The sequence below is a fragment of the Faecalibacter bovis genome (assembly GCF_017948305.1).
Lineage (GTDB): Bacteria > Bacteroidota > Bacteroidia > Flavobacteriales > Weeksellaceae > Empedobacter > Empedobacter bovis.
Genome location: NZ_CP072842.1, coordinates 2,136,554 through 2,161,624 on the forward strand (window position 1 = coordinate 2,136,554; position 25,071 = coordinate 2,161,624).

27 protein-coding genes and 6 tRNA genes are annotated in these 25,071 nt (G+C 30.6%); 13 read left to right on the forward strand and 20 right to left on the reverse strand.

Annotation, left to right across the window (positions count from 1 at the left end; translation table 11 throughout):
- Positions 1-120: 120 nt before the first annotated feature.
- The 5 genes from J9309_RS10310 to J9309_RS10330 form a co-directional block, all read right to left on the reverse strand.
- Positions 121-693: a pentapeptide repeat-containing protein gene (locus J9309_RS10310; RefSeq protein WP_230475801.1), complete on the reverse strand. Its 573-nt coding sequence runs from the start codon at positions 691-693 to the stop codon at positions 121-123.
- 63 nt (positions 694-756) lie between these two features.
- On the reverse strand, positions 757-1,134 hold the full coding sequence (locus J9309_RS10315; protein ID WP_230475802.1) for a VOC family protein: 378 nt from the start codon (positions 1,132-1,134) through the stop codon (positions 757-759).
- A 6-nt stretch (positions 1,135-1,140) separates the two neighbouring features.
- A complete protein-coding gene (locus J9309_RS10320; protein ID WP_230475803.1) occupies positions 1,141-1,545 on the reverse strand; it encodes a hypothetical protein in 405 nt (134 codons plus the stop codon).
- A gap of 19 nt (positions 1,546-1,564) precedes the next feature.
- Complete coding sequence (locus tag J9309_RS10325) at positions 1,565-2,032, reverse strand: hypothetical protein (protein WP_230475804.1); 468 nt, start codon at positions 2,030-2,032, stop codon at positions 1,565-1,567.
- A 54-nt stretch (positions 2,033-2,086) separates the two neighbouring features.
- Positions 2,087-3,004: an N-acetylmuramoyl-L-alanine amidase gene (locus tag J9309_RS10330; RefSeq protein WP_230475805.1), complete on the reverse strand. Its 918-nt coding sequence runs from the start codon at positions 3,002-3,004 to the stop codon at positions 2,087-2,089.
- A gap of 147 nt (positions 3,005-3,151) precedes the next feature.
- On the opposite strand from J9309_RS10330, the gene J9309_RS10335 reads away from it, so the two are divergent.
- The 6 genes from J9309_RS10335 to J9309_RS10360 all read left to right on the forward strand — a co-directional run bounded on the left by J9309_RS10335 (position 3,152) and on the right by J9309_RS10360 (position 3,783).
- Positions 3,152-3,235, forward strand: a tRNA-Ser gene (locus tag J9309_RS10335).
- A gap of 42 nt (positions 3,236-3,277) precedes the next feature.
- Positions 3,278-3,352: transfer RNA gene (locus J9309_RS10340), tRNA-Pro, on the forward strand.
- A 27-nt stretch (positions 3,353-3,379) separates the two neighbouring features.
- Positions 3,380-3,453, forward strand: a tRNA-Arg gene (locus J9309_RS10345).
- A 40-nt stretch (positions 3,454-3,493) separates the two neighbouring features.
- A tRNA-Ser gene (locus tag J9309_RS10350) sits at positions 3,494-3,577 on the forward strand.
- Between the two features lie 26 nt (positions 3,578-3,603).
- Positions 3,604-3,678: transfer RNA gene (locus tag J9309_RS10355), tRNA-Pro, on the forward strand.
- A 31-nt stretch (positions 3,679-3,709) separates the two neighbouring features.
- Positions 3,710-3,783 (forward strand) — tRNA-Arg (locus tag J9309_RS10360).
- Between the two features lie 85 nt (positions 3,784-3,868).
- On the opposite strand, the gene J9309_RS10365 is transcribed toward J9309_RS10360, so the two are convergent.
- Positions 3,869-4,147: a hypothetical protein gene (locus J9309_RS10365; RefSeq protein WP_230475806.1), complete on the reverse strand. Its 279-nt coding sequence runs from the start codon at positions 4,145-4,147 to the stop codon at positions 3,869-3,871.
- A gap of 188 nt (positions 4,148-4,335) precedes the next feature.
- Positions 4,336-4,572 carry a hypothetical protein gene (locus tag J9309_RS10370; RefSeq protein ID WP_230475807.1) on the reverse strand — a complete coding sequence of 79 codons (237 nt, stop codon included), beginning with the start codon at positions 4,570-4,572 and terminating at the stop codon, positions 4,336-4,338.
- A gap of 85 nt (positions 4,573-4,657) precedes the next feature.
- On the opposite strand from J9309_RS10370, the gene J9309_RS10375 reads away from it, so the two are divergent.
- The 5 genes from J9309_RS10375 to J9309_RS10395 all read left to right on the forward strand — a co-directional run bounded on the left by J9309_RS10375 (position 4,658) and on the right by J9309_RS10395 (position 9,324).
- Positions 4,658-5,053 carry an META domain-containing protein gene (locus J9309_RS10375; protein ID WP_230475808.1) on the forward strand — a complete coding sequence of 132 codons (396 nt, stop codon included), beginning with the start codon at positions 4,658-4,660 and terminating at the stop codon, positions 5,051-5,053.
- A 66-nt stretch (positions 5,054-5,119) separates the two neighbouring features.
- The gene (locus J9309_RS10380) at positions 5,120-5,854 is read left to right on the forward strand and encodes a lysophospholipid acyltransferase family protein (RefSeq protein WP_230475809.1); all 735 of its coding nucleotides are present in this window, start codon (positions 5,120-5,122) and stop codon (positions 5,852-5,854) included.
- A 9-nt stretch (positions 5,855-5,863) separates the two neighbouring features.
- Positions 5,864-6,865, forward strand: a complete 1,002-nt coding sequence (locus tag J9309_RS10385; RefSeq protein ID WP_230475810.1) for an acyl-ACP desaturase — start codon at positions 5,864-5,866, stop codon at positions 6,863-6,865.
- Between the two features lie 108 nt (positions 6,866-6,973).
- Positions 6,974-8,311, forward strand: a complete 1,338-nt coding sequence (locus J9309_RS10390; RefSeq protein ID WP_230475811.1) for a cytochrome ubiquinol oxidase subunit I — start codon at positions 6,974-6,976, stop codon at positions 8,309-8,311.
- Between the two features lie 2 nt (positions 8,312-8,313).
- On the forward strand, positions 8,314-9,324 hold the full coding sequence (locus J9309_RS10395) for a cytochrome d ubiquinol oxidase subunit II (RefSeq protein WP_230475812.1): 1,011 nt from the start codon (positions 8,314-8,316) through the stop codon (positions 9,322-9,324).
- A 355-nt stretch (positions 9,325-9,679) separates the two neighbouring features.
- Here J9309_RS10395 and lysS read toward each other — a convergent pair whose 3' ends face one another.
- The 13 genes from lysS to ruvX form a co-directional block, all read right to left on the reverse strand.
- Positions 9,680-11,380, reverse strand: coding sequence for a lysine--tRNA ligase (lysS, locus tag J9309_RS10400; protein ID WP_230475813.1), 1,701 nt, complete (start codon positions 11,378-11,380; stop codon positions 9,680-9,682).
- Positions 11,381-11,493: 113 nt separating this feature from the next.
- Positions 11,494-12,414, reverse strand: a complete 921-nt coding sequence (locus tag J9309_RS10405) for a hypothetical protein (protein WP_230475814.1) — start codon at positions 12,412-12,414, stop codon at positions 11,494-11,496.
- Positions 12,415-12,499: 85 nt separating this feature from the next.
- A complete protein-coding gene (locus J9309_RS10410) occupies positions 12,500-13,435 on the reverse strand; it encodes a hypothetical protein (RefSeq protein WP_230475815.1) in 936 nt (311 codons plus the stop codon).
- A 32-nt stretch (positions 13,436-13,467) separates the two neighbouring features.
- Positions 13,468-14,838 carry a DNA recombination protein RmuC gene (rmuC, locus tag J9309_RS10415; RefSeq protein WP_230475816.1) on the reverse strand — a complete coding sequence of 457 codons (1,371 nt, stop codon included), beginning with the start codon at positions 14,836-14,838 and terminating at the stop codon, positions 13,468-13,470.
- 125 nt (positions 14,839-14,963) lie between these two features.
- The gene (locus tag J9309_RS10420; RefSeq protein ID WP_230475817.1) at positions 14,964-15,431 is read right to left on the reverse strand and encodes a hypothetical protein; all 468 of its coding nucleotides are present in this window, start codon (positions 15,429-15,431) and stop codon (positions 14,964-14,966) included.
- A gap of 25 nt (positions 15,432-15,456) precedes the next feature.
- Complete coding sequence (locus J9309_RS10425) at positions 15,457-15,996, reverse strand: CvpA family protein (protein ID WP_230475818.1); 540 nt, start codon at positions 15,994-15,996, stop codon at positions 15,457-15,459.
- Between the two features lie 116 nt (positions 15,997-16,112).
- Positions 16,113-17,273 (reverse strand): cysteine desulfurase family protein, encoded by a 1,161-nt coding sequence (locus tag J9309_RS10430; protein ID WP_230475819.1) that lies wholly within the window; start codon positions 17,271-17,273, stop codon positions 16,113-16,115.
- Between the two features lie 95 nt (positions 17,274-17,368).
- On the reverse strand, positions 17,369-18,184 hold the full coding sequence (locus J9309_RS10435) for a DUF4846 domain-containing protein (protein ID WP_230475820.1): 816 nt from the start codon (positions 18,182-18,184) through the stop codon (positions 17,369-17,371).
- A 41-nt stretch (positions 18,185-18,225) separates the two neighbouring features.
- Positions 18,226-20,214 carry an excinuclease ABC subunit UvrB gene (gene uvrB, locus J9309_RS10440; RefSeq protein WP_230475821.1) on the reverse strand — a complete coding sequence of 663 codons (1,989 nt, stop codon included), beginning with the start codon at positions 20,212-20,214 and terminating at the stop codon, positions 18,226-18,228.
- Positions 20,215-20,535: 321 nt separating this feature from the next.
- A complete protein-coding gene (mazG, locus tag J9309_RS10445; RefSeq protein WP_230475822.1) occupies positions 20,536-21,300 on the reverse strand; it encodes a nucleoside triphosphate pyrophosphohydrolase in 765 nt (254 codons plus the stop codon).
- Positions 21,301-21,309: 9 nt separating this feature from the next.
- The gene (locus J9309_RS10450) at positions 21,310-21,888 is read right to left on the reverse strand and encodes a DUF5606 family protein (protein ID WP_230475823.1); all 579 of its coding nucleotides are present in this window, start codon (positions 21,886-21,888) and stop codon (positions 21,310-21,312) included.
- A 22-nt stretch (positions 21,889-21,910) separates the two neighbouring features.
- A complete protein-coding gene (def, locus tag J9309_RS10455) occupies positions 21,911-22,486 on the reverse strand; it encodes a peptide deformylase (protein ID WP_230475824.1) in 576 nt (191 codons plus the stop codon).
- Between the two features lie 44 nt (positions 22,487-22,530).
- Entirely contained in the window at positions 22,531-22,944 is a 414-nt protein-coding gene (gene ruvX, locus J9309_RS10460) for a Holliday junction resolvase RuvX (RefSeq protein ID WP_230475825.1), read from the reverse strand.
- 70 nt (positions 22,945-23,014) lie between these two features.
- On the opposite strand from ruvX, the gene J9309_RS10465 reads away from it, so the two are divergent.
- Together J9309_RS10465 and J9309_RS10470 are read left to right on the forward strand one after the other, a co-directional pair.
- Positions 23,015-23,830 (forward strand): 2,3,4,5-tetrahydropyridine-2,6-dicarboxylate N-succinyltransferase, encoded by an 816-nt coding sequence (locus J9309_RS10465; protein ID WP_230475826.1) that lies wholly within the window; start codon positions 23,015-23,017, stop codon positions 23,828-23,830.
- Positions 23,831-24,005: 175 nt separating this feature from the next.
- On the forward strand, positions 24,006-25,070 hold the full coding sequence (locus J9309_RS10470; protein WP_230475827.1) for a glycosyltransferase family 9 protein: 1,065 nt from the start codon (positions 24,006-24,008) through the stop codon (positions 25,068-25,070).
- Position 25,071: the final 1 nt, after the last annotated feature.

Sequence of the window (25,071 nt, forward strand, 5' to 3'; positions counted from 1 at the left end):
AATAATTAAAATCTTAACTAAAACGAGCTAAAATAGAGGATAGACGGGCAATTTAAGTTTTTAAAATTGTTTTTTAAAACCTAGAAAGCGTTAAAATGAAAAGACTTATAAACAAGAAAATTATTCGATTTTGATTTGGAAATTGTCCAATAATCCAATGCAATTTTCTTTTGAAAATTTAGCGTTTTTAACTTTGTTTTGTGTCGGATTAATAGAAATGTTATACGATGAGGTTAGATTCGCTTTCTCTATATTAGTTTGATCAAAAATTGCATTCATTAAGTTACAATTTTCAAAATAAGTTTGCGATAAATCAGCGTAAGCGAAATCTACATTTTCTAATGTACAATCTTTGAAATGAGATTTAGAAAGTTGAACTTCATAAAAAGAAGAATCATTCAGAATACAATTATTAAACTTAATTTTTAATCCAAATTTATTACTGGTTTCCAAATTAAAACCAATCATTTTACAATTCGTAAAACTGACATCTTGAAACGTGGTTCCGTTGATTTGCGCTAAGCTCAAATTACACTCTATAAATTCGCAGTTGATAAAATTAAAATCATTTAAATCAACTCCGTTAAAATTGCATTGAACAAATTGACATTGTTCATAATCCCCGAAAGATAGAGGAGAAGTTGTGAAATCTATTTTATCAAAACGTTGATCGGCTGTGTAATTCTTATGCATAAAAAAATCGTATTCGCTCCAAATGTAAGAAAGAATACGATGAATTTAATTTTAAATCTTGGATTAATCTTCGTCTCCGTAATCAAATTCGATGGCTTCACCGAATTGTAAAATGTATCCGTTGTTATCTTCGATTGCAAACTCGCGCATTCCCCAATCAAACGTTTCGATTTCGTAAACCACTTTGTTGTGTTTTAATTCTTCCCACGCTTCATCCGCATTTTCTACATTAAAGTATAATGTTCCTGTGAATTGAGGTTGTTTAAAATCAGGATTTGCTTCCGGATTAGCAATGTTGATTTCAATATCGCCATTTTGCATGCATGTCCAAACTAAATCCTCGTTTTCTTCGTTGATTTTGAATCCTAACTTTTTATAAAAAGTTGTAGTAGATTGTATATCTTTTGTCCAAATAATTGGAGTTAAGCTTTTTAATTTCATATTGATTTATTTTTCTGATTTAAAATTACCAAATAGCTGATACTCAAATTTGGCTTGTACGGGTTCTGTTTTTTGTGAGAAAAAAATTAAATTATCCCCTGAAATCGTATAAATAGTTTCTCGTTTTGCAGTAGTATAATCAAATTTCGGCGCTTTTCGAATACTGTGTTTATTTTCTGCTTTTTCGCTATGTGACGATTCGGTTAGGATTAATTTATTACCATCAATTTTCCATTCTCCACGAACATATTCTTTGATTAATCCATTTAAATTCTGAAAATAAAAAAAGTGATTATTAGATAATTCTAATTTCAAATTTAATTCATCATTTTTAAATGAATTGGATTGTATTTGTGCAAATATAAAACTTGATTGTAACGCAAATAAAATAAGTAGTATATATTTTCTCATTCAGCAGTTATTTAATTATTTACCAAATTTTCCACCATTTTTTCTTAGGCACAAAGAATTTGATAGTAGCCATAGAATGTATGTTTTTTGTTGGAATTTCAGTTTTCGAAAATAAAGAATTCGAGATTGTTATAGGAACTAATTCTTCTAAATCTTCAATTTTATAAGTTTCATTTTTAGAGTTAATTGCAAAAATGTCATCATTTATAAAATAGAATTTATAATCAACAGAATTAATAGTTTGATAGCCCTCTATAATCGTTTTACGCTCGGTTGATGGTTTATTTAAATTAATATTATTAATCCAATCTAACAATTCTTCAATAGCTAGTTCTTCATTAAATTGAACAAAATACGTTCGAGAATTTTTCATTAGAATATTAACCTCTAATGTAGATTCTTCCGTGTAATTATTGTTAAAATATTCTTGAACAAGGTTTTGTAACTCTTCAAGAAAATAATTTTTAATGTAAATGTAACTTGACATTTTTGTTGTTGTGTTGTTTGTATAAAAAAAGCTCCTAAAAGTAGGAGCTCAAATTTACGGATTATATTTTTTGTTTAAAGCTTTTATAATAGCCCAAGTTTCAACATCTAAGTTTCCGTCGTATTTTGTAGGATTAAAATGATACTGAAAAGCTTGTGTTGTTTTCTTTGTTTTATCATCCCAAATTCCAGTTTCGGTTATATCATAACCGTATTTTTTTAATTCTTTTTGGAACTCTTTTATCACAACTTCGCCGTCAAAAATAAACGGAGCGGTAGAAATAAACATTTGCTTATCTGCTTCATCATACCATGCACCAACTCCATATTCGTAATATAATCTTTTCCATGGAAATAAAGGTCCTGGATCGTGTTTACGTCCTGGAGCAATATCGGAATGTGCAATAACATTAACAGGTGAAATATTATAGCGATTTACGATATCCTTTGTTAAACTTCCAATTTTTTTAAATTGATATTCAGGATAAGGATAATGTGTCATAAGACCATTATTGGTAGTATAACCAAGATTTACAATTTCTATCCCGATGGAAGTGAAATTTAAATTATCTAAATTTTTCCATTTACTTGCACCAGCATGCCACGCTCTTTTCGTTTCATCGACCAATAAATGGATATCATTATCATCTAAATCATTTATTAAATAATGCGAACTTACTTCTTGTTGCGTTAAAACTTGCATCGATTTCTCGTTGTTTAAAGCAGTATAATGCAAAACTAAGAAGCGAACACGTTCATCTTGCCCAACAGCAGGGTAGTTTATCGCGTTAATTTTGTAATCTTCTAATTTAGCAGCACGCGTCATTTCGTATTGGTCTGTCTTCGAATTTACGATAATTGTATCGCGAATAATTTTAGTTATGACCTTTTGAGGAATATTTTTTGAACTTGAACAGCTCGAAAGTGAAAATATTGATAAAATTCCTAAAAACACTAATCCTTTAACATTCATTCTTTTACTTGTAATTTAGCTAATGTAGCACCAAAATTAAGCCAAATTTTTTAATTTTTTTTTCAAAAAGACTTGCGTAAACTGAAATCCCGTTCTATATTTGCAACCGCTTAGAACAAGTAATGTATGTTATTTGTAGATAAGTTAGGAGAGGTGCCAGAGCGGTAATGGAGCAGATTGCTAATCTGTCATCGGGAAACCGATGCCAGGGTTCGAGTCCCTGTCTCTCCGCAGTAGTTCATTAAAATTATAATCTTATTACTACCTTAAATTCGGGGTGTAGCGTAGCCCGGTCATCGCGCCTGCTTTGGGAGCAGGAGGTCGCAGGTTCGAATCCTGCCACCCCGACGAATTTTAGCAATAGAATTTTGGATTGGTCCAGTAGCTCAGCTGGATAGAGCAACTGCCTTCTAAGCAGTAGGTCTCAGGTTCGAATCCTGACTGGATCACAAATCTAAAGTAGATAATAAGATAATTCGAAAGAGTTTAGGAGAGGTGCCAGAGCGGTAATGGAGCAGATTGCTAATCTGTCATCGGGAAACCGATGCCAGGGTTCGAGTCCCTGTCTCTCCGCTTTTTTTGAATTTTGAATTACACCTCGGGGTGTAGCGTAGCCCGGTCATCGCGCCTGCTTTGGGAGCAGGAGGTCGCAGGTTCGAATCCTGCCACCCCGACAAAATTTCTAGTAATAGAAAATTTTGGATCGGTCCAGTAGCTCAGCTGGATAGAGCAACTGCCTTCTAAGCAGTAGGTCTCAGGTTCGAATCCTGACTGGATCACTGATCTTTAATTAATCCACACTTGCAAAAGTGTGGGTTTTTTGTTTTATATTGGATATATTCTTGAAATATCTTGAAAGTAAAACTATTTTATATTGAAAAAAATCAACCCTTTTTCAGATAATTGTCTCCCTTCTTTACTTACATCATAATTACCATCAATTTTTACAAAATTAGCCATTGAAACTATATCTTCTTTAGTAAATAAAAAACTTGGATAAATTCCAGTTGGAATTTTATCAGAATGATTTTTTAATAAATTGTATGTTTTTATATGCTCGACAGGGTTAGATTCCCATAATTGTATTTGTTTGATACCTTTTTCATTGATTAAGACTTTAGCTTCATTTTTTTTAAAATTCATATTTTATTTTTAAGTAATTATTAATGATTAATAGATGTATAAAATAAGGCTTTATAAATAAAGTTATTTATATTATTAAAGTTAATGTTTTAAATTTAAAACTATAGTGCTTAGCTATATGAATCAAAATATGAGTTTTATATAAAGGAAAGATTAAAAATAAAAAAAACACCCTTATTAGGATGTTTCTATTGTAATGCTGTTCGGCCTTTTTCGCTTAATTGTTTGTAATTAATAATTGGTTTGTCTAATTCAATTTCAACACTTGGCGTTACAAAAAAATCTAACTCATATAATCCATCTTCTACAAACCAATCTTCTTTTATTAAATCATAAATTTTATAAAAAGTAGGCTTACGCTCTAATTTTACTTTTTTATTACCATTTGCATCTGTAAAGACTTCCGCTTTTCTTGTATTTGCCATTGTAAATGAATTTCTGCAAAAATAAGTGATAATATTTAAAGATAGAATTCCTACATTCGTTTAAAATTTAACAATATTAACCACAATGAAATTTTTTAGTTTTATTATCATTTTATTTACATTAATCACAAGTTGTTCTACATCAAAATTGCCTATACAAACAGCATCTACAGCTGACACTAAAGTTTTATTAGCAGGGAAGTGGAAGGAAACTAACATGAATGTGAAAGTTTATTTTGAAGAAGAATTAAATAAAGTTGTATTATCTAATGGTTGTCAGGTTGTATCAGCAAATTATAATCGCTTTGAGCCTGCTATTTTATTTTCAAATATCACATCAACACAAAAAACTTGTGAAGTTCAAGGGATGGATTTAGACCAAATTTTGAAAGAAACCATACTTATTAAAAATAGAACGAATAAACAAATTGTATTTTTGAATGAAAATCAAGAAGAATTATTGATTTTGAATAAAAATTAGCAAATCCTTCTATTAATCATTCCTTGTAAAGATTTTATTTTAATTAACTTTGGAAAAAATTTAACATTGAAAAAATTACTTGCTATTCCATTTACAATTATTTTTTATCTTTTGTATGGTTTAACGCTAGTTATTATGCATGTAGTGCAATGGTTGGCGTATAATTTAGGTGGTTATCAAGCACATCATCAGTCTGTTAAAGTATTGAATGGGTTATTGGTAGCTTCTACAAAAGTTTTATTTACAACTTATAAATATTCAGGAAAAGAAAAAATTCCTAAAGGTGTTCCGGTTATATTTGTAGCTAATCATCAAAGTATGTATGATGTATCTCCTTTAGAGTATGATTTATCTGAATTCAATCCAAAATTTATTTCTAAAATTGAATTAGGAAAAGGAATCCCAAGCGTTTCTTATAATTTACAAAAAGGAGGTTCAGCTTTAATTGATCGTAAAAATGGTAAACAAGCCATTGATGCAATTAAAAAATTAGCGATTTACATCCAAGAAAATAATTACTCAGCAATCATCTTCCCAGAGGGAACAAGGAGTAAAGATGGTACCCCGAGAGGGTTTAAAGAAAGTGGTTTAAAGGTGCTAACAAAGTATGCGAAAAGTGCTTATGTTGTACCGATAACTATAAATAATACTTGGCAAATTACTAAATGGGGAAAATTTCCTTTAAATTTAGGTTCGAAAGTTACAATTGAATATCACGATCCAATTAAAGTAAGTGATTACAAATTTGATGAACTTTTCGAAAAAACAGAACAAGTAGTAAAATCTAAAATAATTTATTAAGAAAATATTATGTCAATACACAACGTTAGATTGGAAGTAATGCAGCTTCTTGAAAAGGATGTTGATTCTTTCATGGAGAAATTTTTAGTTCCAGTTGAAAAAATTTGGCAACCAACAGACTTTTTACCAAATTCTCAGTCAGATACATTTTATGACGAGATTAAAGAATTACAAGAAATATCAAAAGAATTACCAGACGATTTTTGGGTTACTTTAATTGGTGACACAATTACAGAAGAAGCTTTACCAACTTACGAATCTTGGTTATTACAAATGCAAGGTATTGTAGATGAAGAAGGGAAGTATTTAGAAAATGGATGGGCAAAATGGATCAGACATTGGACAGGTGAAGAAAATCGCCATGGTGATGTGTTAAATAAATTTTTATACTTATCAGGTCGTATTAATATGCGTGAAGTAGAAATTTCTACACAACATTTAATTAACGATGGTTTTGATATTGGTACATCTCACGATCCTTACAGAAACTTCGTTTATACGAGTTTCCAAGAGTTAGCAACTTATATTTCTCACAATAATGTATCAAGAATTGCTAAAGATTACGGTGCAAAAAAATTATCTCGTATGTGTAAAATTATCGCAGGAGATGAAATGCGTCACCATTTAGCTTATTCAGAATTTGTTAGACGTATTTTTGAAGTTGATCCATCAGAAATGATGAAAGCGGTACAATACATGTTTAAACTTAAAATTGTGATGCCAGCTCACTTTTTACGTGAATCAGGTCAAGAAAAAGGAAATTTATTTGAACCATTTTCAGATGCTGCTCAACGTATTGGTGTTTATACAGCACAAGATTATGTGGACATCATGAGAAAATTAATTTCAATTTGGGAACTAGATAAAGTTACAGGTTTAAATGATGAAGCTGAAAAAGCACGTGATTACATCATGAAATTCCCAGACCGTATGGAAAGAATTTCACAACGAATTGTAATTCCAGAAGATGCTCCAGAATTTAAATGGTTAATTCCAGCCACTGGTAAATAATAATTAATATCATAAAAAAAGGTATTTCGTCAATCGAAATGCCTTTTTTTAATTTCTAATTTTAAAGAATTTAAACAAACAAAACATAACAAACAAAACATTTTCCCAATGGATGATTTTATCGCAGCAAGAAGTCAGATGGCATTATCACTAGCATTTCACATCGTATTTTCCTGTATCGGAATGGTAATGCCTTTTATGATGGCAATAGCTCATTATAAATATTTAAAAACTGAAAAGGAAATTTATAAAGGACTTACAAAAGCATGGAGCAAAGGCGTTGCTATTTTATTTGCTACCGGAGCAGTTTCTGGGACGATGCTTTCGTTCGAATTAGGATTACTTTTTCCTAAATTTATGGAACATGCAGGTCCAATTTTCGGAATGCCTTTTTCATTAGAAGGAACCGCGTTCTTTATAGAAGCCATTGCCTTAGGATTTTTTCTTTACGGTTGGAACCGATTCAATAAATGGTTTCATTGGATATGTGGTGTAATTGTTGGGATTAGTGGACTTTCATCAGGAATATTAGTTGTTGCTGCAAATGCTTGGATGAATTCGCCAAGGGGATTTGAATATGTTAATGGAGATTATTTAAATATTGATCCTATACAAGCGATGTTTAATGACGCTTGGTTTTCACAGGCTTTGCATATGACAGTAGCTGCATTTTGTGCAACTGGTTTTGCTGTTGCGGGGTTACATGCATATTTGATTCTGAAGTGTAAAAACGTTATTTTTCATCAAAAGGCTTTTAATATTAGTGCAATGATTGCAGTTATTGCGGCAATGTTAGCGCCATTAAGTGGTGATATTTCTGCGAAAGATGTTGCAGATAGACAACCGATAAAACTTGCGGCCATGGAAGCACATTTTCATACGGAAAAAAGTGCACCTTTTGTTTTAGGAGGAGTTGTTGATGAAGAAAATGAACAGATAAATTACGCAATTAAACTTCCTGGCGTATTAAGTTTCTTGGTACATTCTGATTTTGAAACTCCGGTTAAAGGTTTAAATGAATTTCCGAAAGATGAATGGCCTCCTGTGGCAATTACGCATTATGCTTTTCAGATAATGATTACATTCGGCATGCTGATGATGTTAATTGCAATGATTTATTTATTTTCAAAATTTTTCAAGAAAAAATGGTTAAATACCAGATGGATGTATAAAATTTTTATGATTGCGACTCCATTTGGATACATTGCTTTAGAAGCGGGATGGACTGTAACTGAAGTTGGACGTCAACCGTGGATAATTTACGGAATAATGCGAACTGTAGATGCAGTTACGCCAATGCCTGGAATACAGTATTCATTTTACATATTTACTGCAGTATTTGTTTCGTTATCAATAATTTTAGCGTTTTTGATGAACAGACAAATCCAAATGGTTGCAAAATTATACGATCCGAATGATCCTAATTATAATCCTGAAAAACATTAAGCATGATTTATGTTGTTATCGCATTTTTATGGACTGCATTAGGAATGTATGTCATATTTGGAGGAGCAGATTTTGGAGCAGGTATTGTTGAATTATTTTCGACCAAAGATTTTAAAGAGAAAACACAGCGAATTATGTATAATTCTATTGGTCCAATTTGGGAAGCAAATCACATGTGGTTAATTATTTCTATTGTGATATTATTTGTTGGATTTCCTAAGATTTATGCAGATTTATCTAATTTCTTACATATTCCATTAGTTATAATGTTACTTGGTATTATAGCGCGAGGAACTTCGTTTACTTTTCGTAATTATGATGTGATAAAAGATGAATGGCACAAATTATACGCTGTTATTTTTACGATTTCTAGTTTAATTACACCATTATTTTTAGGCATTATTGCAGCTTCTACGGTTTCAGGATCTATTGATCATAAGGCTACAGATTTCCTTTCGGCTTACGTATATTCTTGGTTGACTTGGTTTAATATTTCGGTCGGAATCTTTACGGTTTCTATTTGTGGATTTTTAGCTTCCATATTTTCTATTCATTCTATTGATGATCTTGCCGACAAACAAGCTTTGAGAAATATAGCGAAAAGATATTCTATTGCAATTTTTCTTACTGGTGGATTAGTTTTTTTAGTTTCTTTTTGGAAAGAAATTCCATTAACGCAATGGATATATTATGATTGGAGAGGGTATTTAGCCGTAGGATTAGCTACACTATCTATTATTGCATTAAATTTTTCATTAAAACAACATCAAGACATTTTAAGTCGTGTCATTGCAGGTTGCATTGTTTTGATGATTTTGTTTGCTGTATCCTATTCTCATTTTCCAAATTTGATAACATTCAAAGACGGAACATCATATTCTTTATTAGAATCAAATTACTCTGTAAAAACAATACAAGTATTGGGTTGGGCATTATTATTAGGTAGTATCATTATTTTGCCATTCTTATTTTATTTAATTTATTCTTTTAACAAAAAAGTTCAAGTTAAATAAGTTTATTGGTATATAATTTGATTTATGATTTAATATAAATTATTAAAATGAAAAAATTGTTTGTCTGCCTCGTATTTTTTTTACTTATTAGTTGTAAATACAAGGAAGCTAAAGCAAGTTATTCCATAATAGAAGTTGATACAATAGCAATTGATCATAAAGTTTTAGATCATAATAAAGTAGATTAATTTTAGTTAGTATTTACAATGTTAGATTTAAAAAATCTTTGAGTAAATAAAAGTAAAGTCCAAAATTTTAAAAATTTTGGATTTTTTTTAATAAAAAAAGAAGCTATTTCTCGAAAAGAAATAGCTTCTAAAGTATCATCTAAATAGATGAAAGGGTTGTATTTTAATTACTCTCCTAAGTATTCAACAGTTTTAGAATCACCGTTTACATTTACTTTAGTTAAGTTATATTTTCCTAAGTTTTTCATTGATTTATCCCATTTCTTACCACTTAAACCTGATTGGTTTTTTAAGTCAGCTAATTCAATATTATTATTAGCTTTTAATAAATCAATAATTGCATTTTCTTCTTCTGTTAATTCGTAAGAAGGAGCAGCCTTTTCTGGACGCATTTGTGGGAAGAATAAAACTTCTTGAATTGAAGGATTATTTGTTAAATACATGATTAAACGATCCATTCCAATACCTAAACCACCTGTTGGAGGCATTCCGTATTCTAATGCACGTAAGAAATCTTGATCGATGAACATTGCTTCATCATCACCTTTTTCAGATAATTTTAATTGTTCTTCAAAACGCTCACGTTGGTCAATTGGATCATTTAACTCAGAATAAGAGTTTGCAATTTCCTTTCCACAAACCATTAACTCGAAACGCTCAGTTAAATTTGGATTATCACGATGTTCTTTAGTTAAAGGAGACATTTCTTTTGGATAATCAGTAATGAAAGTTGGTTGGATGTAATTTCCTTCACATTTTTCACCAAAAATTTCGTCAATTAACTTTCCTTTACCCATAGTTTCATCCACTTCGATACCCATTCCTTTAGCAGCTTCGTATAATTCTGCTTCAGATTTACCTTCGATATCAAAACCAGTGAAATCAATGATCGATTGACGCATTGTTACACGTTTGTAAGGTGCTTTAAAGTTAATTTTATGTTCACCAAACTGAGCTTCAGAAGTTCCGTTTACAGCAATTGCACAGTGCTCTAATAATTGCTCTGTGAAATCCATCATCCAGTTGTAGTCTTTGTAAGCTACATAAATTTCCATCGCTGTAAATTCAGGATTATGCGTACGGTCCATTCCTTCGTTACGGAAGTTTTTAGAGAATTCATAAACCCCTTCAAAACCACCAACGATTAATCTTTTTAAGTATAATTCGTTCGCGATACGTAAATATAATGGAATATCTAAAGCATTATGATGCGTGATGAATGGGCGTGCAGACGCTCCACCAGGAATTGACTGTAATACAGGTGTCTCAACTTCCATGTAACCACGGTCGTTGAAGAAGTTACGCATTGCAGTAAATAACTTAGTTCTTTTGATGAAAATTTCTTTCACTTGAGGATTAACAACTAAATCCACATAACGCATACGGTAACGTAACTCTGGATCAACAAAAGCATCATAAACTTTACCTTCGTCGTCAGTTTTAACGATAGGTAAAGGACGTAACGTTTTAGCTAAAACAGTTAATTTTGTAACGTGTACAGAAATTTCACCAACTTTAGTTTTGAATAAATAACCTTCAATACCGATGAAATCACCAATATCTAATAATTTTTTGAAAACAGTGTTGTATTCTACAGCTTCCTCAGTTGAAGAGATATCTTCACGAGCAACGTAGATTTGGATTCTTCCTTCCGTGTCTTGTAATTCAGCAAAAGATGCTTTACCCATTACACGAACGCTCATCATACGACCTGCAAGCTTTACAATCTTACCTTCTTCGTATTTTTCCTTTATTTCTTTCGAATTAGAAGTTACTACAAATTCTTCAGCAGGATAAGGCTCGATACCTAAATCTCTTAATTGCTGTAATTTTTCTCTACGAATAATTTCTTGTTCAGACAATTGCATGATTGTTATGATTTTTTTTAAATAGACTGCAAAATTAAGAAATTTAATTCGGATTTCCGAAGTAAATTATCGCTAATAAATATGATTAAATAAGGGTTTTGAATGATATTGGACTAATCCATTTCAATTCTCCTTACAAGTGTGTAGTTTGTATCCTGAAAGTTGACAGTTTTTATTTCGGAACTGTATGTAATCCAACCGTTGTCTTTAATTCTAGAAGTTGTATTTACATTGTAAATAATTTCGTCTTGTAAACGGCTATCATCTGGTTTTTCAGTTTCTAACTCTTCTGATAATTGCTTTAGGTAGTTGAACCAAGAATTAGCCAACCATTCTTTATCTGCCATTTGTAAAGCATTAATGGTATAATTTGTTCCTGTGTAAGCAATCTCATTCAATTTCATTGAAGTTTTAGCTGGAGTAGGAGATGTGCTAAATAAATTATCCATGTACGAATTAAATTCAATCGTACTTCCTTTTGTATCAAATTTTCCTTTACCAAAAAACAAATGGAATTGGCGAATATCTTTCTCGAAAATACGCGTAATATTTTCTGGAGTTGAATAGATGTTAATTAAATCTTGGATTTTAGATTGTATTTCAGTTTGATTGAAGTATTCATTTTTAATCACTTCAGCAGAAGCTAAATAATCAGTAATAGTTTGAGGAATATTTTCAAAACGTAAAAATCTACCCTGCGCGTCAATCACGTACTTAATGGTAACTTTGTCAACTAAATATAAAGGATTATTAACGAAATTATTTGAATCAAATTTTACGTTTTCATATGTCCATAAAACTGTAGTTTCGTCACCAAAAACATCTAAAATATTAATTCTTACATTGTAAGATATTTCTTCTTGCTGAAAAGTTTCGGCAGTTTTTTTAGTTTCTTTAGTTTTGAAAATATAGTTTTTTACATCATTTACATTCCAAAATATTTTCGGATTTACAATAGAATCACCTTCGATTATTTGACCGAAAGACAAAACACTAGTAAAAAATAAAAATAAGTATGTAAAAATGTTTTTCATTAACTTGAAACTGTAATATTGAATCAAAAGTAAGAAAATTATTAAAAACTAATCGTAATTGAGATTTTAATCAAAGAAAATAAAATTAATTCGTACGCTTAATATTTAAATGATTGATAGTTTTTTTAGAGCCAATATTCATGACAAAACGATAGTCAGATTCTAATAAAATAGCGTTTTTATCATATTTAGAAACGTATCCAACTTTAAGTTCAACAGTTTCCGAATATTTTTTAATTTCCTTTTTTATTTGATCTTGGCTTAATTGTAAATTCTTGTCATTCAGCATATAATAAGCCATTTCTTCCCAAAGTTTTTCAAAATCATCCTTACTTAAATTTTGATCTGAAGCAACTGTAAAAGTTTCATTCGTTTTATCAATTTCTTTTAAATAAGTTGTAGTTGTAGATGAAATAGGGAAACCAAAAATATTGTCTTGCACAGTTTTTCCAACATATTGTTCACCCAATTTAAGGTAATATCCGTTGAAAAAATTTAATACTTGAATTTCTTGGTCGAAAACATAAGGAATGTATCCATCAGAATTAATCATATTTTCTAATTCTGCAATATTATTCTTGTAATCCTTTGATTTTCTTTTTATATTACCTAAATCTTTCGTTACGTTTAAGAAACTTTTACGAATATCATCAATATTCAGTAACTCTAAAAATTCGCCAGAAAGATTTGTTGTGAATTGATATTTTATTCCACTCGAATTGTTGATGAAATCTCTATAAAATTCATCTGGATCGTTTGAAGTATTTTTACCATTAATCAATTCCAATTTATACGCAAAATTGTTTTTATCTAAAACATTCAATGATTTTTGTGAATAATTAATAACATTCATTGTCGTATCATTGACAGAAATAGATATATTCTGATCAGCAAAATCGTATTGATAAATCTTCTTAAGCTCCCAATTAGGCTTAACTTGCACAGCGTTATTTTCGTAATCTATCTGTCCAAAAACATTAGAGCAAAAGATAGTGGTTACAAAAAGTAAAATATTTCTCATTCTTAATAAAAGATTGTGCAAATATAGGACGTTTATTGATAATCTGTCTGATTTATTGCACGAATCATTGTGTCTATTGGTTTAGTTTCATTTATTTCTTTTTCCATTAAAGTTCCGCCAATTTCTTTCAGTTTTTTAACTTGAGGAATGAAGCGACTTTCTAATGAACCAATTGCCTTATTATAACTTTGTGTTGCTTGATTTAAATTGTGTCCTACACTTGAAAAATGCTGTATTAGTACATTTACACGATTGTATAATTCTATTCCGGCATCACGCATTTGATAAATATTATCAGCGACATGAATTTGTTGCCAGCTAAAAGCAATCGTTCTAAGCATTGTAATTAATGTAGTAGGAGTTGCTATAATAATTCTATTGTTTAATGCATCTTCAATCAAAGTTCGGTCCAATTCTAACGCAGAACCGAATGAACTTTCAATTTGTAAATACATCACAACATAATCCGGTGCATCATTGTATTGATTCCAATAAGCTTTTGAACTTAAATTTTTCAAATGTTCTCTTACAGCTTTTGCATGATTGATTAAATGATGTTTTCTTAAGTCTTCATCTTCTGTTTCAAAAGCTTGCATATATTGGTTCAGAGGAACTTTTGAATCAATAATAACTTTTCTACCGCCTGGAAGATTTACAATTAAATCTGGACGAAGTAATCCATTTTCAGATTGTACAGAAGTTTGTTCTTCAAAATCACAAAATGAAGACATTCCAGCAAATTCAACCACACGTTTTAACCCAATTTCACCGTATTTACCACGAGTGTGCGAAGTTTTTAAAGCAGAAACTAACGTGTTTGTTTCTTTTTGCAATTTATCTGTTGTTCCTTTCATGGCATCAAGGAATACTTTAATTTCAGAATAAGCACCTTCACGAGCTTTTTCAATTTCTTGAATTTTACCATCAAATTTAGATAAGCTTTCACTCAAAGGTTTTACGATCGAATCTATTGCTTGTTGTCTTTTTTCTAAATCATTTTTAGACTCGTTGATGTGATTATCTAAAGCTGTTTTGGCTAAATCTAAGAATTGTTGGTTGTTATTTTGTAAAACTTTAGAAGATAAAGCTTCAAATTGTTCTTTTAATCTTTCATTTGTTTCCGCAAGGAAATTTTTCTGTTCTTCAGCAGATTTTAAAACTTCTTGGTATTTTGTATTCAGTTCAGTATTACGTTCTTTTTCTTTGAACCACTCAAACTGTAATTCATTCGCATTGTCTTTCGCTTCAGATAATTCAGAACGTAATGCTATGTTTGATTTTTCTAATTCTTCAAATCGAATTTGATTAGAAATTTGTTCAGAAGATAATTTGCTCTTAGTAAATAAATGAGCGATTACACCTCCTAATACAAAAAATACTATTGCTACTAAAATCGTTGTCATAGTGTTTAAAATTGCTATTGTTTTACAAAAGAAAGTATTTTGTGCGACAATTTATGGCGTTTTATAATATGTTTAAATATAAATTTTTGTCAATATAAAAGGGCTACAATCAAGAGCCCTTATTTTTATTTCTTTATATTCTTAATAAATTCAGATAATTCGTCTGGTCGTCTAGTTCCGATTAAAAGGTGTGTACCATCTTTAAAATAAATTTTAAGTCCGAATTTTCCTGAAGGATTAATTGCTTTACCAGTTTTACTTCTTCGGTATCCCCAACCGCCATATTCTTTAATAGCAGAATACTGTACAACTTCAACCTTTTTGGTATCACTCCATAAAATAGTTTGATTTGTTAAATTGAATGGAACTATTTTGACATTTATACTTTCTTTTGTGATTTTAGTTTTAACCTTAAACAAAACAAATAATATAATACAAAGTGGTAATAATATAAAGGACAAAATGGATGAAGTTTGAAAACCTTCTGTAATATTAGTGTATAAAATTTTTCCTAATAATATGACAACTAATAAAATAATAATTTTGTTGAAAGTTGAATCAAACATTCTTTGACTCTCTGTATATGTATTCATGTGTTAAATTTAAACAAATTATATTTTATAAATAATTTTCTGATTTAATTTGATCTTGTTCTCTTAATGCATCTTTGGTTTCGTACAATAAGTTTTTTACAAATTCAGCAGAATCAATCAAATAAGGATATAAAATACTATTTTCTTTGGTTTCTTTAAAACCAATTTCCAAGATAGGATCTATGTAGAAAAGAACTGATGACACTAAAAGTAATAAAATAATCAAACCTAATGTGGCTCCTGCTATTCGATTGACGAAACCAAGTCCAATCATTTGAACGGTTTTTTCGGTCAGAGATGATAATAATTTGATTGAGAAAAATGCAATTGCAAAGGTTAAAATCAGAGAAACAATAGATACAAAACCATCTGCAACAATGTTTTGACTTCCTACGAAAATGCTGACAAGTTGATAGAATTTAAAACTGATCCAAATCGCAATAAAAAATCCAAATAATCCAATTAATTGTGAAATAAAACCTTTAAATAACCCATTTATAATCCCAAATGCAAGAGCAATTGCGATTAAAATATCTAAACTATTAAATGTTGATGCTTGATCCAAATTATAATATTAAAGATGCAAATATATCTAAATACATTAATTTTTGAAACGAATGAGAATTGTAGGTGTCATAAAAAAAAGCATAAAAAAACCTCCTTATTAGGAGGTTTATATGATTAAGCGTTAATAGCTAAATGTTTACTTGCAATTTTTTCTAAAGTCGAAACTAACGCATCAATATCTTCTTTAGTATTCATGTAACTAAATGAAACACGTAACGGCGTCATTTTATTAATTTCTTCTTCAGAATATAAAGTTTCAATTACTTTAGAAACTTTAGCCGCGCCAGAACTACAAGCAGAACCTTGAGAAACTGCAATCCCAGCTAGTTCTAATTCGAAACCAATTAAAGTGTCATGGAAAGGTAATTTGATACTTAAAACAGTGTATAAACTTTTGTCAAAATCACTGCTTAAACCATTAAATCCAACACCTGGAATTTTTGAAGTTAATTCGTCAATTGCATATTTTTTTAATTCTTTAATATGCTTTGTATGATTTTCTAATTCTTCTAAAGAAATATCCAATGCTTTAGATAAACCAACAATTCCATATACATTTTCAGTTCCTGATCGTAAACCTCTTTCTTGTCCACCACCAGCAATTAATGGTTTGATGTGTGTTGATTTACGTGCGTATAAAAATCCAGCTCCTTTTGGTCCATGAATTTTATGTGCTGAACATGAAGCGAAATCGATTCCTAAATCTTCAACATCAATTGGGTAATGTCCTACAGTCTGAACTGTATCTGTATGAAATAATGCATTGTTAGCTTTAGTTAAAGCAGAAATTCTTTTTACGTCTAACAAATTTCCAATTTCGTTGTTAGCGTGCATTAACGAAACTAATGTTTTCTTAGATTGATCTTTGATTAATTCTTCAAATTGATCGTAATCAATAGATCCGTCTTTTAATATATTTAGTCGAATAACTTCAACTTTTTCTCTATTTTCTAAGTCACTAACACTTTCCATTACACATTTGTGTTCCATGTAAGTTGTAATGATTCGCGTTACACCTAAATCGTTTACACAAGAACGTATAATTGTGTTGTTTGATTCAGTACCACAAGAAGTAAAGTAAATTTCTGCAGGTGTAGCATTCAGTTGTTGAGCAATTTTTTTCCTCGCAAATTCTAATAATGCTTTAGCTTCTCTACCAAAAATATGTGTAGAAGAAGGATTACCATAGCAATTTTTCATCACTTTTATCATCTCTTCAATTACTTGTGGATGAATTGCTGTTGTAGCTGCATTATCTAAATAAACTCTTTGCATGTTGTTAATTTTTCCCTATCAGTAGGATGTCCGTGTTTGTTTTATATTTTATTCTATACAAATGTAATAATTCAAATAGATTTATTCAATAAATTCTAATTAAAGCGAACTAAATCAGAGGAAATAAAACGCCATTCAGGTGTTAAAAGATTCCCTTCTTTTACTTTGTACCAAGGAGAAAGATTTTCATCGGATGGATTAGCTAAAATTTGTATGTCTTGACCTGGATAGTAGCTTTGAGCTAATAACATGATTTTTTCTCCTTTATTATTTACTGCCATATCCATCACTATAACTGCATGACTTTTTGTTGAAGATTTTTGCATGAAAACATCTCCAATAGTTATATCTTTTAATTTTATAGGTGATGTTATATGACTTAAACTATTCGTTGAAGTGGCTGTAAGAAATTTATCCATGTACTCTAAAAGCTTGGCATAAGAAAAGTCTCCATTGGCATATTTCGAGTAAGATACATAAGATAATTTATTCGAGATTTTAAAATCAATTTCATCGTATCTTTTATTATGATACAAAAATTCTGCTCTTAAACGAAAAATTGCATTGGTATGAAATTGTACATTATTTGTAAACGGTTGCAAATCTAATACACCTACATAGGAATTACGGTTTAATTTATCAGTTCCATCATACAGTTTAACAGTTCCGTTTTGACCTTTTAGTGGTATGTGATTCAAATAAACCGCAAATGGAGTAGTGGGATTAACTCTAGTAAATCCACTTGGAGTATTAAATTTTGTTGTTAATGTACGTTTAGGTTCATTTACAAGATTAGAAACTTCAATTGTACCTAAATTTTGGGTTTCGATTACATCGTTATCAGAAATATATACGTTACAACTTCCAAGTAAAAATGGAAACATAAGTATAATGTAATTGAAAATTTTCATTATTGCTTTGTTCATTTGTAAAGAATCACTAAAATAAAATATTATTCTTTTAATGCATTTATTTTATCTCGAAATTCAGCTGCTTTTATAAAATCAAGATTTTTTGCAGCATTTTCCATCTCTTTTTGTAATTTTTCGATTAATTTTTCCTTTTCATCTTCCGAATAATTTACTTTTTCTTCAGCTGCAACTGCAACCAAAGTTTTTTGTTCGTATGGATTGTTTTCAAAATCAGCTGCGGCTAAACTTAGTTTTGTGATTTTTTTATTTAAAGCTTGAGGAACTTTCCCGTGATCTTCATTGTATTTTATTTGTATTTCACGACGACGTTCTGTTTCATCAATCGTTTGGCGCATACTGTCTGTAATTTTATCGGCATACATAATTGCTAATCCGTTAATATTTCGCGCAGCACGACCAACAGTTTGCGTAAGGGAGCGATTGCTTCGTAAGAAACCTTCTTTATCAGCATCTAAAATTGCGACCAAAGAAACTTCAGGTAAATCTAAACCTTCACGAAGAAGATTAACACCAACTAAAACATCAAATAATCCAGCACGTAAATCAGCCATAATCTGTACACGCTCTAATGTATCTACATCAGAATGTATATAACGACAGCGAACGCCATATTTAGTTAAATATTTGGTCAATTCTTCAGCCATACGTTTTGTTAACGTCGTAACTAAAACACGTTCATCAACTTCTACACGTTTATTAATTTCTTCCATCAAATCATCGACTTGATTTTGTGTAGGACGAACTTCTATGATTGGGTCTAATAATCCAGTAGGTCTAATGACTTGTTCAACAACGATACCTTCAGATTTTTCAAGTTCGTAATTCGCAGGTGTAGCAGAAACGTGTATCACTTGGTTCTGTAATGCCTCAAACTCTTCAAATTTTAATGGTCGATTGTCCATTGCTGCAGGTAAACGGAAACCGTATTCAACTAAATTCTCTTTACGAGAACGATCGCCACCATACATGGCATGAACCTGAGAAACAGTAACGTGAGATTCATCTATGACCATTAAATAATCTTCAGGAAAATAATCTAACAGACAGAAAGGACGTGTACCTGGTTCGCGACCATCTAAATAACGAGAATAATTTTCGATTCCAGAACAATAACCTAGTTCTTTAATCATTTCTAAATCAAATTCGGTACGCTCTTTTAAACGTTTTGCTTCAAGAAATTTTCCAATATCATGAAAATAAGATTCTTGTTTTCCTAAATCGATTTGAATATCTTTTATAGCGCCATTTAAAGTATCTTTCGAAGTAACAAATAAATTGGCAGGATAAATATTGATTTTATCTAGTCGAGAAGTGGTTTCTCCAGTTTCTGTATTAAAAATAGTGATTTCTTCAATTTCATCACCAAAAAAACTAACTCTAATTCCATCATCAGCATAAGCTGGAAAAATATCTAAGGTATCTCCTTTAATTCTGAAATTTCCACGCTGAAAAGCACCTTCTGTTCTTGAATATAATGCTTGAACAAGTTGATGAAGAAATTTAGTTCGAGAAATGATTTGTCCTGTTTCAACTTGTATTAAATTTTTATGAAATTCAGCTGGATTTCCAATTCCGTATAAACAAGAAACAGATGCAACAACAAGAATATCTCTTCGACCTGATAAAAGGGAAGATGTGGTGCTTAAACGAAGTTTCTCAATTTCTTCGTTAATAGATAAATCCTTTTCGATATAAACACCAGATGAAGGGATATAAGCTTCTGGCTGATAATAGTCGTAGTATGACACGAAGTATTCGACTGCATTATTTGGGAAAAATTCTTTAAACTCCATAAATAATTGTGCAGCTAATGTTTTGTTGTGTGCCAAAACAAGAGTTGGTCGTTGTACCTCTTGTACTACATTTGCAATAGTAAAAGTCTTACCTGAACCAGTAACACCTAAAAGTGTTTGGTATTTATCTCCGTCTAAGATTCCTTTAGCTAATTGTTCGATAGCTTTTGGTTGATCTCCTGTAGGATCAAATTCTGAATTAATTTGAAATTGCATAACAGCAAATTTACGAAATAGTATAGGAAAAAAATAAAGTATGAAGTAGATAAAAAAATAAAAAGGCGACATAAGTCACCTTTTCATCAAAACCACAAAAAAATGAGAAAACTGTTTACATAGTAAACAAACTTCCTTCCATTATTACAAGCTATTGCCCGCTATAACCATTGCAAATATAGGCCTGTTTTTTTAGCGAGCGCAATGTTTTCTTATACTTTCTTTAATCGGTGTATATAAAAACTATTTATATAGTTTGTAACATATTAATAATCAGTATTATAGTGTTGATGAATATTGAGTTATAGTGTTTGTTTTACACTAGCGAATTTTCGCTAAATTCCAAAGTTCTTCTAATTCTGAAAGTGTCATTTCGCCTAAAATCAACCCTTTTTCTTTAGCTAATTCTTCTAAAATTTGAAATCTTGAAATGAATTTCTTGTTAGATCTTTCTAAAGCATCTTCAGAATTTATACCAACAAATCGTCCATAATTAATTAATGAAAACAAAATATCACCAAATTCCATTTCACGATCAGTAGGATTTGTTTCATTTTTAAATTCAATAATCTCTTCTTGGATTTTTTCGAAAACTTGCTCAGCATTTTCAAATTCGAATCCAACACCTTTTACTTTGTCTTGTATACGATAGGCTTTGACCATTGCTGGTAGGGAAGTGGGAACACCAGAAAGAACAGATTGATTACCTTCTTTCAGTTTTAATTTTTCCCAATTTTGAAGTACTTTTTCTTCGGTGTCTGCGACGGTGTTACCATAAATATGAGGATGTCTGTGAATTAATTTATCACAAATAGAATTCAGTACATCAGCAACGTCGAATTGACCTTTTTCTGATGCTATTTTAGAATAAAAAACTAGGTGAAGAAAAACATCACCTAGTTCTTTTTTTATTTCATCTGAATCATTTTCGATAATTGCGTCCGATAGTTCGTAGATTTCCTCAATGCTTAACGTTCGTAACGTTTCATTAGTTTGTTTACGATCCCAAGGACACTTTTCACGTAACTCATCCATTATATCCAACAAACGATTGAAGGCTTCTAATTGATTTTTACGTGTATTCATATCAAAAGATTATTCTTCAGTTTTTTTCTTTGTAGTTTTTTTAGCAGCAGTTTTCTTAGCTGGTTTTTCTTCAGCGTCTGCTTCAGTTGCTTTTGCTTTTTTAGGAGCTGCTTTTTTCTTAGGTTTTTCTTCAACAACTTCTTCTGCTTGAGCAGCTTCTACATCTGCTTGTTGAGCAGCCATAGCAGCTTCTACAGCAGCTAAATCAATGTTTAATAATCCTTTAGATTGTAAAATGTTATACCATTGGAATAACTTTTTTAAATCAGAATCATAAACTCTTGAATCGTCATATTCTGGTAAAACTTGCTCCATATATGCACGTAATTCAGTTCCAGATGATTTGTGGTCGATAGAAGCACCACCGTTCTCTTTTTTATAAATTCTAAAGAAAACTTCAGCTAAAGGGTATTCTTGAGCTACACCGTAAATAGCAACATTGTCTAATAAACTTACGTTGTAGTTAGCAGCGATTGAAACTTTTTTTCCTTTGTCTAAATCTTCAACTACGAAACCGTTTCTAGTTTGAGAAACTAAACGGTATAAACCTGGTTTTCCTGAAATTGCGATAACTCTTGATAAATCCATATTCTAATTTATGTTTAAGGGACTATATAGGGAATTTCATCTTGTAAGATGTTTTCACGTTCCCTTTTGTTATGTTTTTTAATTTATTACTTATTAATTTCTTTTTGAAGCTCGAAATATAATCAATAAAAAGTTTACCTTCCAAATGATCAAATTCGTGTTGAATAACTCGAGCGCGAATATCCGAAAAAGTTTCGGTATGTTTATTCCAATTTTCGTCGTAATATTCTAATGTGATAGAAGCTGGTCTAGAAACCTCTTCGTGAATGTGTGGAATACTTAAACATCCTTCTGAGAATTTCCATTCATCACCTTCAGATTCACTGATTTTTTTAGGATTGATGAAAACTTTTTTGAAAGATTCTAATTCCTTCTCAATATCTTCATAATCTTCGTCATCAGCGAATGGACTACAATCTACAATAAATAAACGAATGTCGCGACCGATTTGTGGAGCAGCAATTCCAACACCATTAGAGTCGTACATTGTCTCGAACATATTGTCGATTAACTCTTTTAAGTTTTTGTAATCCTGATCTATATCTTGTGAAACTTTACGAAGTACAGGATCTCCGTAAGCTACAACTGGTAATACCATTTAATTTTATTTTTTATTAAATAATGGGCAAAGATACAATTTTGTTATAGTTTATGAGATAAAAATGATTGTAAAATTATTACAGCACTTACTTTATCTACCATTCCCTTCTCTTGTCTTTTTTTCTTTTTAAGCCCTCCTTCAAACATTGCTCTAGAAGCCATTTTGGATGTGAACATCTCGTTTTCGCGATGAATTTTAATAGTAGGAAATTTAGCTGAAAATTTTTCTATAAATTTTTTTATCTCAATTTCTATGTCATTTACTTCACCTGAAAAACGCATTGGAAGTCCAACTACTAAATCAGAAACATTTTCGGTAAATAAATATTTTTCAAAGAAATCCATTAATTTACTTGTCTCGATTGTGTCGATAGGAGAGGCGATGATTTGTAATTCATCTGTCGCTGCTACTCCTGTTCTTTTGCCTCCAAAATCTATTGCTACGATTCTTGCCATTCTGCAAATTTATAAAAAGGTTTATTTAAACGCAGATATATTTTATATTTGTACCTCATTAGTTGAAGAAATGGAAAATTTAAGAGAAATAATCGAAAAAGCTTGGGATAACCGTGAGTTATTACAAGAAGATGCTACACAAGCAGCTATTCGTGAAGTAATTGAATTAATAGATAACGGACAATTACGTTGTGCTGAGCCAGTTGATGGTGGATGGCAAGTGAATGAATGGGTGAAGAAAGCTGTTGTTATGTACTTCCCGATTCAAAAAATGGAAACATTAGAAGCTGGTATTTTCGAGTACCATGATAAAATGGAATTAAAACGTAACTACGCAGAAAAAGGTATTCGTGTTGTTCCTAATGCTGTTGCTCGTTATGGTGCATATATTTCTTCGGGTGTTATTTTAATGCCTTCTTATGTAAATATTGGGGCTTATGTAGACGAAGGTACAATGGTTGATACTTGGGCTACTGTAGGTTCTTGTGCGCAAATTGGTAAAAATGTACACTTATCAGGAGGTGTAGGTATTGGTGGAGTATTAGAGCCATTACAAGCTGCTCCAGTAATTATCGAAGATAATGCTTTCTTAGGATCACGTTCTATTGTTGTAGAAGGTGTAAGAGTAGGTAAAGAAGCTGTATTAGGTGCAAATGTAGTTTTAACTGCTTCTACTAAAATTATCGATGTTACAGGTGATGAGCCAGTAGAAATCAAAGGTTACGTTCCTGAGCGTTCAGTTGTAATTCCAGGTTCTTACACTAAAAAATTCGCTGCTGGAGAATACCAAGTTCCATGTGCATTAATTATTGGTAAAAGAAAAGAAAGTACAGATTTAAAAACTTCATTAAACGACGCGTTACGCGAACATAATGTTGCTGTTTAATCTATTTCTTTATAAATAAGAATTATAGGAGTTGAGTTTTCAACTCCTTTTTTGTTGCTTATTGATTGATATCAAATAGAATTTAAGTAAAGAGTTAAATCTTGTAAATAAGCTATAAAATAGATACTTTTGTATTTGCCTTTTTATCAAAAAAGGTTTTCATGTAGCTTACGAAATGAAAAGAATTTTAGTTATCCAACATAAAATGATTGGAGATGTTTTAATCACATCTTTGCTTTGCGAAAACTTGAAGAAAAGTTATCCAAATGCAACGATTGATTATTTAGTGAATAGTAATACGTTACCTGTTTTAGAAAATAATCCTTACATTGATAATCTTATTGTATTTAATGAAAAGGAACAAAAAGGATTTTTAAAATTAGTAATGTTTTCTAACGAGGTTAGTAAAAATAATTACGACGTGATTGTAGATGTATATTCTAAATTACAAAGTTGGGTAAACGTTTTTATTAATAAAGCTCCAGTTAAAATTTCTTATAAAAAACCAGGAAGAGAATTTCTTTATACTAATAATATAGAAAAACACAATGTTGCGAAAACACATTTGGGTTTATCTATCGAACATCGTTTAGCATTATTAGAACCTTTTGGAATTACAAATCCTGAAGCTACAGAACCAAAATTATACCTGACTGAGAAAGAGATTAAAGCAGCAAAACAAACTTTTATTAAACATAAAGTTGACTCATCTCGCAAAACTGTAATGATAAGTTTATTAGGATCAGACGAAACTAAAACTTATCCTTTAAACCAAATGGCAAAATTGGTAAATCATATTGGAGAAAATTACAACGTGAATATCTTATTCAATTATTTTCCAAATCAGAAAGATCAAGCATTAGAAGTTTATAATCAATTATCTGAGCATACAAAATCAAAGGTTTATTTTGATCTTTTAGGTGATGATTTACGTTCTTTTATTGCCATTGCAAATGAATGTGATATTATTGTAGGGAATGATGGTGGCGCCATAAATATGTCGAAAGCAGTAGGGAAAAAATCATTTATTATTTTTTCGCCCTGGATTGATAAAAATGTTTGGGCAACTTTTGAAGACGGAATTAATCATGTAAGTGTACATTTAAAGGATTATTTCCCAGAGAAGTTTAAAGATTTAAGTAATCGTGAAATTAAAAAAGTTGTGAATTCTTTTTACTCTTTATTTGATTTTGAGTTGTTTACATCAAAGCTAGATCAATTCCTAAAAAAACATATATAAT

Bases quoted from the DNA above. Each gene is read 5' to 3' on its own strand.
- J9309_RS10310 (WP_230475801.1), bottom strand. From the start codon at position 693: ATGCATAAGAATTACACAGCCGATCAACGTTTTGATAAAATAGATTTC.
- J9309_RS10315 (WP_230475802.1), bottom strand. From the start codon at position 1,134: ATGAAATTAAAAAGCTTAACTCCAATTATTTGGACAAAAGATATACAA.
- J9309_RS10320 (WP_230475803.1), bottom strand. From the start codon at position 1,545: ATGAGAAAATATATACTACTTATTTTATTTGCGTTACAATCAAGTTTT.
- J9309_RS10325 (WP_230475804.1), bottom strand. From the start codon at position 2,032: ATGTCAAGTTACATTTACATTAAAAATTATTTTCTTGAAGAGTTACAA.
- J9309_RS10330 (WP_230475805.1), bottom strand. From the start codon at position 3,004: ATGAATGTTAAAGGATTAGTGTTTTTAGGAATTTTATCAATATTTTCA.
- J9309_RS10365 (WP_230475806.1), bottom strand. From the start codon at position 4,147: ATGAATTTTAAAAAAAATGAAGCTAAAGTCTTAATCAATGAAAAAGGT.
- J9309_RS10370 (WP_230475807.1), bottom strand. From the start codon at position 4,572: ATGGCAAATACAAGAAAAGCGGAAGTCTTTACAGATGCAAATGGTAAT.
- J9309_RS10375 (WP_230475808.1), top strand. From the start codon at position 4,658: ATGAAATTTTTTAGTTTTATTATCATTTTATTTACATTAATCACAAGT.
- J9309_RS10385 (WP_230475810.1), top strand. From the start codon at position 5,864: ATGTCAATACACAACGTTAGATTGGAAGTAATGCAGCTTCTTGAAAAG.
- J9309_RS10390 (WP_230475811.1), top strand. From the start codon at position 6,974: ATGGATGATTTTATCGCAGCAAGAAGTCAGATGGCATTATCACTAGCA.
- J9309_RS10395 (WP_230475812.1), top strand. From the start codon at position 8,314: ATGATTTATGTTGTTATCGCATTTTTATGGACTGCATTAGGAATGTAT.
- lysS (WP_230475813.1), bottom strand. From the start codon at position 11,380: ATGCAATTGTCTGAACAAGAAATTATTCGTAGAGAAAAATTACAGCAA.
- J9309_RS10405 (WP_230475814.1), bottom strand. From the start codon at position 12,414: ATGAAAAACATTTTTACATACTTATTTTTATTTTTTACTAGTGTTTTG.
- J9309_RS10410 (WP_230475815.1), bottom strand. From the start codon at position 13,435: ATGAGAAATATTTTACTTTTTGTAACCACTATCTTTTGCTCTAATGTT.
- rmuC (WP_230475816.1), bottom strand. From the start codon at position 14,838: ATGACAACGATTTTAGTAGCAATAGTATTTTTTGTATTAGGAGGTGTA.
- J9309_RS10420 (WP_230475817.1), bottom strand. From the start codon at position 15,431: ATGAATACATATACAGAGAGTCAAAGAATGTTTGATTCAACTTTCAAC.
- J9309_RS10430 (WP_230475819.1), bottom strand. From the start codon at position 17,273: ATGCAAAGAGTTTATTTAGATAATGCAGCTACAACAGCAATTCATCCA.
- J9309_RS10435 (WP_230475820.1), bottom strand. From the start codon at position 18,184: ATGAAAATTTTCAATTACATTATACTTATGTTTCCATTTTTACTTGGA.
- uvrB (WP_230475821.1), bottom strand. From the start codon at position 20,214: ATGCAATTTCAAATTAATTCAGAATTTGATCCTACAGGAGATCAACCA.
- mazG (WP_230475822.1), bottom strand. From the start codon at position 21,300: ATGAATACACGTAAAAATCAATTAGAAGCCTTCAATCGTTTGTTGGAT.
- J9309_RS10450 (WP_230475823.1), bottom strand. From the start codon at position 21,888: ATGGATTTATCAAGAGTTATCGCAATTTCAGGAAAACCAGGTTTATAC.
- def (WP_230475824.1), bottom strand. From the start codon at position 22,486: ATGGTATTACCAGTTGTAGCTTACGGAGATCCTGTACTTCGTAAAGTT.
- ruvX (WP_230475825.1), bottom strand. From the start codon at position 22,944: ATGGCAAGAATCGTAGCAATAGATTTTGGAGGCAAAAGAACAGGAGTA.
- J9309_RS10465 (WP_230475826.1), top strand. From the start codon at position 23,015: ATGGAAAATTTAAGAGAAATAATCGAAAAAGCTTGGGATAACCGTGAG.
- J9309_RS10470 (WP_230475827.1), top strand. From the start codon at position 24,006: ATGAAAAGAATTTTAGTTATCCAACATAAAATGATTGGAGATGTTTTA.